This window comes from Pseudomonas cichorii (genome assembly GCF_003700275.1).
Lineage (GTDB): Bacteria > Pseudomonadota > Gammaproteobacteria > Pseudomonadales > Pseudomonadaceae > Aquipseudomonas > Aquipseudomonas cichorii_B.
Genome location: NZ_RBRE01000004.1, coordinates 132,123 through 139,423, shown reverse-complemented (window position 1 = coordinate 139,423; position 7,301 = coordinate 132,123). Strand labels below are relative to the sequence as shown.

The 7,301-nt window shown below is 60.6% G+C and carries 7 protein-coding genes and 1 riboswitch; of the genes, 6 read left to right on the top strand and 1 reads right to left on the bottom strand.

The features are described 5' to 3' along the window. The first annotated feature begins 86 nt into the window (after nucleotides 1–86). Nucleotides 87–275: riboswitch (cobalamin riboswitch) on the top strand. A gap of 131 nt (nucleotides 276–406) precedes the next feature. The 4 genes from ALQ04_RS01520 to ALQ04_RS01505 are packed head-to-tail and all read left to right on the top strand — an operon-like array spanning nucleotide 407 to nucleotide 3,684. Beyond that, on the top strand, nucleotides 407–1,420 hold the full coding sequence (locus ALQ04_RS01520) for an ABC transporter substrate-binding protein (RefSeq protein WP_122313982.1): 1,014 nt from the start codon (nucleotides 407–409) through the stop codon (nucleotides 1,418–1,420). Further along, nucleotides 1,417–2,439: an iron ABC transporter permease gene (locus ALQ04_RS01515; RefSeq protein WP_122313980.1), complete on the top strand. Its 1,023-nt coding sequence runs from the start codon at nucleotides 1,417–1,419 to the stop codon at nucleotides 2,437–2,439. Before ALQ04_RS01520 ends, ALQ04_RS01515 begins: the two co-directional genes overlap by 4 nt. After that, nucleotides 2,436–3,227 (top strand): ABC transporter ATP-binding protein, encoded by a 792-nt coding sequence (locus tag ALQ04_RS01510; protein ID WP_122313978.1) that lies wholly within the window; start codon nucleotides 2,436–2,438, stop codon nucleotides 3,225–3,227. The genes ALQ04_RS01515 and ALQ04_RS01510 overlap by 4 nt, the downstream gene beginning before the upstream one ends. Before the next feature lie 22 nt (nucleotides 3,228–3,249). Further along, nucleotides 3,250–3,684 carry a pseudoazurin gene (locus ALQ04_RS01505; protein WP_122313976.1) on the top strand — a complete coding sequence of 145 codons (435 nt, stop codon included), beginning with the start codon at nucleotides 3,250–3,252 and terminating at the stop codon, nucleotides 3,682–3,684. Nucleotides 3,685–3,712: 28 nt separating this feature from the next. Here ALQ04_RS01505 and ALQ04_RS01500 read toward each other — a convergent pair whose 3' ends face one another. After that, the gene (locus ALQ04_RS01500; RefSeq protein WP_122313974.1) at nucleotides 3,713–4,603 is read right to left on the bottom strand and encodes a LysR family transcriptional regulator; all 891 of its coding nucleotides are present in this window, start codon (nucleotides 4,601–4,603) and stop codon (nucleotides 3,713–3,715) included. Between the two features lie 168 nt (nucleotides 4,604–4,771). Here ALQ04_RS01500 and ALQ04_RS01495 point away from each other — a divergent pair, with 168 nt between their 5' ends. Together ALQ04_RS01495 and ALQ04_RS01490 are read left to right on the top strand one after the other, a co-directional pair. Continuing rightward, the gene (locus tag ALQ04_RS01495; protein WP_122313972.1) at nucleotides 4,772–5,854 is read left to right on the top strand and encodes a 4-oxalomesaconate tautomerase; all 1,083 of its coding nucleotides are present in this window, start codon (nucleotides 4,772–4,774) and stop codon (nucleotides 5,852–5,854) included. 75 nt (nucleotides 5,855–5,929) lie between these two features. Beyond that, nucleotides 5,930–7,228, top strand: coding sequence for a dicarboxylate/amino acid:cation symporter (locus ALQ04_RS01490; protein ID WP_122313970.1), 1,299 nt, complete (start codon nucleotides 5,930–5,932; stop codon nucleotides 7,226–7,228). Nucleotides 7,229–7,301: the final 73 nt, after the last annotated feature.

Sequence of the window (7,301 nt, the reverse complement as noted above, 5' to 3'; positions counted from 1 at the left end):
TGCCGCCCGGGCGGCAATGCGCCTGCACCTGATCAACTGCCTGCAACGCTTTCGCGCAAAGGATTAGCCACTAAAAGGCTTATCGTTTACCATCGCGCCCCGTCGGTTTCCGAGAGGAACTAACAGGGAATTCGTGAGCTTGCGCTCAAACGAAACTGCCCCCGCAACTGTAGGCATCGAGCCCGCTTCATTACGTCACTGGGTATTCCCGGGAAGGCTGGAGCAAAGGTGTTGACATGCCAGTCAGGAGACCTGCCGACCTACACATTACTGACCGGCGGGGTGTCCGGGAAGGACATCCGCGCGCCGACTCATGGCTGCCTTGCCCTGCCTTCCGCTGCAGTGCCGGGGATGTGTTTCCTGTCTGTACATTGCGCCCTGCACGTACGAAACGGAGATCGCCCTAATGTCACTGCCTCGCCTTGCCGTACTCATCGCAGGTCTGAGCCTGTCCACCATGAGCCTCGCAGCGCCTACCCGGTATCCGCTGACAGTCGAGAACTGCGGCCAGAAGCTGACCTTCGAGCAGGCGCCGCGCAAGGCCGTGACCATTGGCCAGGCCGGCACCGAAATACTTTACGAACTGGGCCTTGGCGACAGACTGGTGGGCACTTCGCTGTGGTTCAACGATGTGCTGCCGCGCTTCAAGGCGCAGAACGACAAGGTCGAGCGCCTGGCAGACAACGATCCCAGTTTCGAGGCGGTGATCGGCAAGCGCCCGGAACTGGTGGCAGTGCAACTGGAATGGATGGTCGGCGCCCAGGGCGTGGTCGGCACCCGCGAACAGTTTCATGACCTGAAGATTCCGACCTACATCATGCCGTCCGACTGCGAAGGCAAGGACAATCTGGTGGGGGCAGACGGCACGCGCCTGGAGCCCTTCCGCATCGACACCATCTACAAGAGCATCGAGCAACTGGCGCAGATATTCGACGTGCAGGACCGCGGTCAGCAACTGGTTGAGCAACTGCGCAATCGCCTGGCCCATGCGGTGGCGAACGTCAAACAGAACAAGGCCAGCGATGTTTCCGCCGTATTCTGGTTCTCCAGTGCCGACATCGATATCGACCCTTATGTCGCAGGCCGCAAAGGCATCCCGGACTTCATGCTCAATAACCTGGGCATGCGCAATATCGTCGAGTCCGACGAGGAATGGCCAACCGTGGGCTGGGAAACCATCGCCAAGGCCAACCCGGACATTCTGGTCATCGCACGAATGGATCGCCGTCGCTTCCCGGCCGACGACTACCGCAGGAAACTCGAATTCCTCAAGTCCGACCCGGTGACCCGCAACATGGACGCAGTCAAGCATGACCGCATCGTGATCATCGACGCCGACGCCATGCAGGCCAGCATCCGCCTGTTCACCGGTATCGAAGAACTCGCCGAAGCGGCCAACCGCTACAACACTGCCAAATGAAGCTGAGCACGGCGCTGCTCCACACGCTCTGGGTCACTGCGGTGCTGTTGCTGGCCATAGTGGCAGGCGCAGCCATCGGTGAAACCAGTATCAGCCTGCCGGTGGTGTTTCAGGTGCTGGCGAACAAGCTGTGGGCTGCCGGTTATGTGCTCGATCCGATCGACGAAGGGATTGTCTGGAACTACCGCCTGACCCGCTCAATCGTGGCCGCAGCCTGTGGCGCAGGGCTGGCGATTTCCGGGGTGGTGCTGCAATCGCTGCTGCGCAACCCGCTGGCCGATCCGTACCTGCTGGGAATCTCCGCCGGCGCCTCGACCGGCGCAGTGCTGGTGGCGATTCTGGGCTTCGGTGCCGGAGTCATGTCGATGTCGGCGGGCGCCTTCGTCGGCGCCGTGGCCGCTTTCTCGCTGGTTGCCCTGCTCGCCCGCTCCTCCCAGGGCCCGACTGCGGCCGGGCATATCATCTTGGCCGGGATTGCCGGGTCGCAGTTGTTCAATGCGCTGACCTCGTTTCTGATCACCAAGTCCGCCAGCGCCGAACAGGCCCGCGGCATCATGTTCTGGCTGCTGGGCAATCTCAGTGGCGTGCGCTGGCATTCGGTCTGGCTGGCGGTGCCGGTGGTGCTGCTCGGTTTTCTGGTCTGCCTGTGGCATCGACGGGCGCTGGATGCCTTCACCTTCGGCAGCGATTCGGCAGCCTCGCTCGGCATTCCGGTGCGCCGCGTGCAAATCGTGCTGATCGCCTCGGCCGCACTGGTCACGGCGGTGATGGTGTCTCTGGTCGGCTCCATCGGTTTCGTCGGGCTGGTGATTCCCCATGCCGTGCGCATGGTCGCCGGAGTGCGCCATGCCCGGCTGGTGCCGTTCAGTGCATTGTGCGGCGCGCTGTTCCTGATTGCCGCCGATATCCTGTCGCGGACCCTGATCAAGGGTCAGGTGTTACCCATCGGCGTCATTACCGCGCTGATCGGCGCGCCAGTCTTCGCGCTGATTCTCATCCGGGGGAAAACCACTCGATGAACGCTTTCTCGCCCATCGTCGATACCCCGCTGCTGACCTGCTCCAGCCTTGGTTATGCGATCAAGGGCAAACCCTTGCTCATGGATCTGAGCCTGAGCATTGAGCCGGGCGAAACCCTTGGAATTGTCGGCCCCAACGGCTCGGGCAAATCGACCCTGCTCAAGCTGCTGGCCGGTATCCAGATGCCGTGCAGCGGCGAGGTTCGGCTCGGCGGACAGATGCTCAGCGGCATGAAACGCCGCGATATCGCCCGTCTGCTGGCCGTGGTCGAGCAACAGGCCGATACCAGCGACGCGATTACCGTGCTGGATGCCGTAGAACTGGGCCGTACGCCCTGGCTGTCGGCGCTGGAACCCTGGAGCGAAACCGACGATGCGATTGTCCGTCAGGCCCTGCAGGATGTCGGCATGCTGCACTTGATCAAGCGCGCCTGGCACACGCTGTCCGGCGGTGAACGCCAGCGTACGCACATCGCCAGGGCGCTGGCGCAACGCCCGAAGATCCTGCTGCTCGACGAGCCGACCAACCATCTGGATATCCAGCATCAGTTGTCGATTCTGGGCCTGATCAAATCCTTGCCGGTCACCACCGTGATTGCCCTGCATGACCTCAATCAGGCGCTGGACTGTGATCGCGTGGCGGTCATGGAAAACGGCCGGATGGTTGCCCTGGGAACGCCTGTGAATGTGCTCACGCCTGAACGACTGCTGAGCACCTTTGGCGTCAGGGCTCACTGGCTGACCGACCCATTCGATGGCGCAAAAATACTGCGTCTGCTTCCCCAATGACTGAATCCGGAAACCTGCCTGAATGCGTATTCTTGCTGCACTGACCCTGCTTGCACTGGTCTGCTGCCCGACAGCCATGGCCCAGACCCATGAAGTCAAAATGCTCAATCGCGGCATAGCCGGCAGCATGATCTATGAGCCCGACTTCCTGCACATTGCGCCGGGCGATACCGTGAAGTTCATCGCCACCCACAGCAGCCACAATGCGGCCTCGATTCCAGGCCTCTTACCTGCCGGAGTACCTGGATTCAAGGGCAGGATCAACGAGCAGGTCGAACTGACCCTGAACACGCCAGGCTTCTATGGCATCCAGTGCATTCCTCATCTGGCGATGGGCATGGTGATGCTGATTCAGGTGGGTGACCCGGTCGAACATTCACCGGCAATCCCGACCAGCCTGCCCGCACGGGCCAGCGAACGATTGAACGCAATCATCGGGCGTGAGCTGACCAGGTGATCCGTCCCTGAAAGCCCGACACTCAACATCATTGCGGCCATTGCTCCAGCAGCATCGCCACGAACTTCTCGGCCGCTGGCGAAAGTGATGCGCCACGGCGGGAAACCAGCCCCAGGGTGCGGTCGACCACCGGCTCTACAAGGGGCACGCTGACCAGCGTGGGATGCCCTTCTGCCGGCATTGCCAGGCTGGGCATGGCCGATATTCCAAGCCCCGCCTCGACCATCCCCAGTGATGTCGACAAGTGCTGCACTTCGTAGAACCACTTGGGCCGCCAACTCAAGCCGGCCAGCGCATGGTCGAGAATCATGCGGTTGCCGCTCAGGCGCCCGACACCGATCAGGCGATATTCGCTGAGTTCGATCCAGGCCACCGACTCTCGACCGGCCAGTTCGTGGTCACGTCGACAGGCGAGCACGAAAGGCTCCTTCACCAGTGGTACGAACTCGATATCCGGGTGCTGCCCGCTCATCATGTTGATGCCGAAATCCGCCTCGCCGCGCAACACGGCTTCCAGGCCCTCATTGGCACTGAGGTCGAGCAGACGGATACGAATCTTGGGATAGCGCTCGTTGTACAGGCGGATCACCGAAGGCAGGAAATAGAACGCTGCCGTGGGAATACAGGCAAGGGTCACCTGGCCGATCTGCCGCTCGGCCAGTTCCCGGATATTGAGAATCGAGTCCTCGAAATCATCGAGCAGCCGGCGCGCCTTGGGGAAAAAATCGCGCCCCACGCTGGTAAGGCTGACCCGGCGAGTGGTTCGGTCCAGCAGTGAGGTACCCAGTCCCTGCTCCAGCTTCTTGATGCGCCGGGTCAATGCGGGCTGGGAAATATGCAGCACTTCAGCAGCCTCATGAAAGCTGCCAAGTTCAGCGATTTTCACGAAAGATCGAATATCTTGCAGCTCATATTCCACATTATTTTCCTTTTTTCTCAAGTGGGACGGGCTTGTATGACCGGCAAACCATTATTTCTTAAAGTGGAATAATAGCTACGATCTTTGCATTGGATACGCTTAAAAATCCATGGGACTCTTGCTTCCAACACATCAATTACTCCAATTGATCAACAAGAGTCCGAAATCATGCAACCGATTCCCTGCGTCCTGATGCGCGGCGGCACCTCCAAGGGGCCGGTTTTTCTCGCCAGCGATTTACCTGCAGACACCGCTGAACGTGACGAACTTCTGCTGGCGCTCATGGGGTCAGGCCACGAACTTGAAATCGACGGCATTGGTGGCGGCAGCCCGCAGACCAGCAAAGTGGCAATCGTCAGCCCCTCGACTCATCAGGACGCCGATGTGGATTACCTGTTCGTGCAGGTCATGGTCTCCCAACGCCGCGTCGATACTGCGCCCAACTGCGGCAACATGCTCTGCGCCGTCGGACCGTTTGCCGTGGAACAGGGGCTGGTCAAGGCCAGCGGCGACACCACTCAAGTGCGGATTCGCAACCTCAATACCGGCACCTTCGTCTGCGCCGACGTTCACACCCCCGGCGGCCAGGTCAGCTATGAAGGCCAGACGCACATTGACGGCGTACCGGGTACGGCAGCGCCTGTGCAACTGACCTTTCTCGACGCCGCCGGAAGCAAGACCGGCAAGCTTTTCCCTACCGGCCAGCAGACGGATATCTTCGACGGCACCCCGGTAACCTGCATCGACATGGCAATGCCGATGGTCATCATTGAAGCCTCGCTGCTGGGCAAGCGTGGCGATGAAACGCCCGCCGAGCTGGACGCCGACAAGGACTTTCTGCGCCAACTCGAAGCACTGCGCCTGCGCGCCGGAATGGCCATGGGCCTGGGCGATGTCAGTGACAAAGTGATCCCCAAACCGGTGCTGGTTTCACTTCCCGATGCTGGCGGCACCCTCAAGGTTCGCTACTTCATGCCGCATAACTGTCATAAGGCCCTGGCCATTACCGGCTCCATCGGCCTGGCAACCGCCTGTGTCAGCCAGGATACCGTTGTTGCGCGGCTGCTGGGCAATGCCCAGGCCCAGCGCTTGCAAGAAGTGCGCATAGAACACCCGAGCGGTTCGATCCAGGTGGCTCTGGCCTATGTCGGGGAAGATGGACAAACCATCCGTGCTTCGGTAGTACGCACGGCGCGTCGGCTTTTCTCCGGAGAGGTTTACGCCCCGGCCGCGCAGTTGCTGGCAGGTTGACGTTTTTTAGCTGCAGTGTGCCGTGCCTGACCTTGAGTACCGCATCAGAACAACTCCAATAATGGGTGATGCAACATGAAAATCGCTAAATCGCTCTACTTTCAGATTATCTGCGCCGTGATCCTCGGGGTCCTGGTCGGACACTTCTGGGCTCAGCAGGCCATCGCGCTGAAACCGCTGGGCGATGCCTTCATCAAACTGATCAAAATGATGATCGCGCCGGTGGTGTTCTGCACCATCGTCACCGGCATCGCCGGCATGAGCGACAAACGCTCTCTCGGACGCCTGATGAGCAAGACCATGCTGCTGTTTCTGGTCCTGACCGTGATCAGCCTGTTCATCGGACTGGTCGCGGTGTACGCGATCCAGCCGGGCGCAGGCATGAACATCGATCCGGCGAAGTTGAGCACTGCCGGCTTGAGCCAGTACACCGACTCCGCAGCAAAGCTGGGCGTGGTGGACTTTTTCATGCACATCATTCCAGACACCTTCATCGGCGCATTCAGCAAGGGTGAAGTATTGCCGGTGCTGTTTATCGCCGTACTGTCCGGCTTCGCCCTGTCGTCGCTGGGCGAGCGCGGCAAGCCAGTGCTCAATGTGCTGGAATCGGCATCGCACATGGTCTTCAAGATCTTTTCGTACCTGATGCGCTTCGCTCCGGTCGGTGCGTTCGGAGCCCTGGCATTTACCGTCGGGCAGTACGGCATTACCTCCCTGGGCTCGCTGGCCAAGCTCATCATGACCCTGTACATCGCGTGCGGCTTCTTCGTTTTCGTCGTGCTGGGCGCAATCTGCCGCGCCAACGGTTTCAGCCTGTGGAAATTGCTGCGCTTCTTCAAGGAAGAGTTTCTGGTCGTGCTGGGAACTTCATCGACCGAGCCCGTATTGCCCCGCATGCTGGAGAAGCTGCAGGCCCTGGGCTGCAAGAAAGGCGTCGTCGGTCTGGTGCTGCCAACAGGCTACTCCTTCAATCTGGACGGCACGGCGATTTACCTTTCCCTGGCGGCCATCTTCATCGCCCAGGCCTGCAATATCGAGCTGAGCATGACGCAAACCCTGACGATGCTGGCAATCATGCTGCTGTCATCCAAGGGCGCGGCGGGCGTGACCGGCAGCGGCTTTGTCGCCCTGGCATCGACCCTTACCGTCATCCACGACATTCCACTGGCTGGCCTGGCGCTGCTGATCGGTATCGACCGTTTCATGTCCGAAGCCCGGGCGCTGACCAGTCTGGCCAGCAACGCCGTCGCTACGGTCGTGATTTCCCTGTCGGAAAACGCATGCGACCGTCAGACGCTTCTGCAACAGCTCGACGGACGAGCTATCGCCACCACGCCTGAAACTCCGTTGCCACTGGCTGCCGAGCGCAGCTGACACCGACTGACCCCAACCGATATCTGCCAGTGCAGGTCGGGCATCGCACACAAGATGCCCGGCAGGCCCGGCT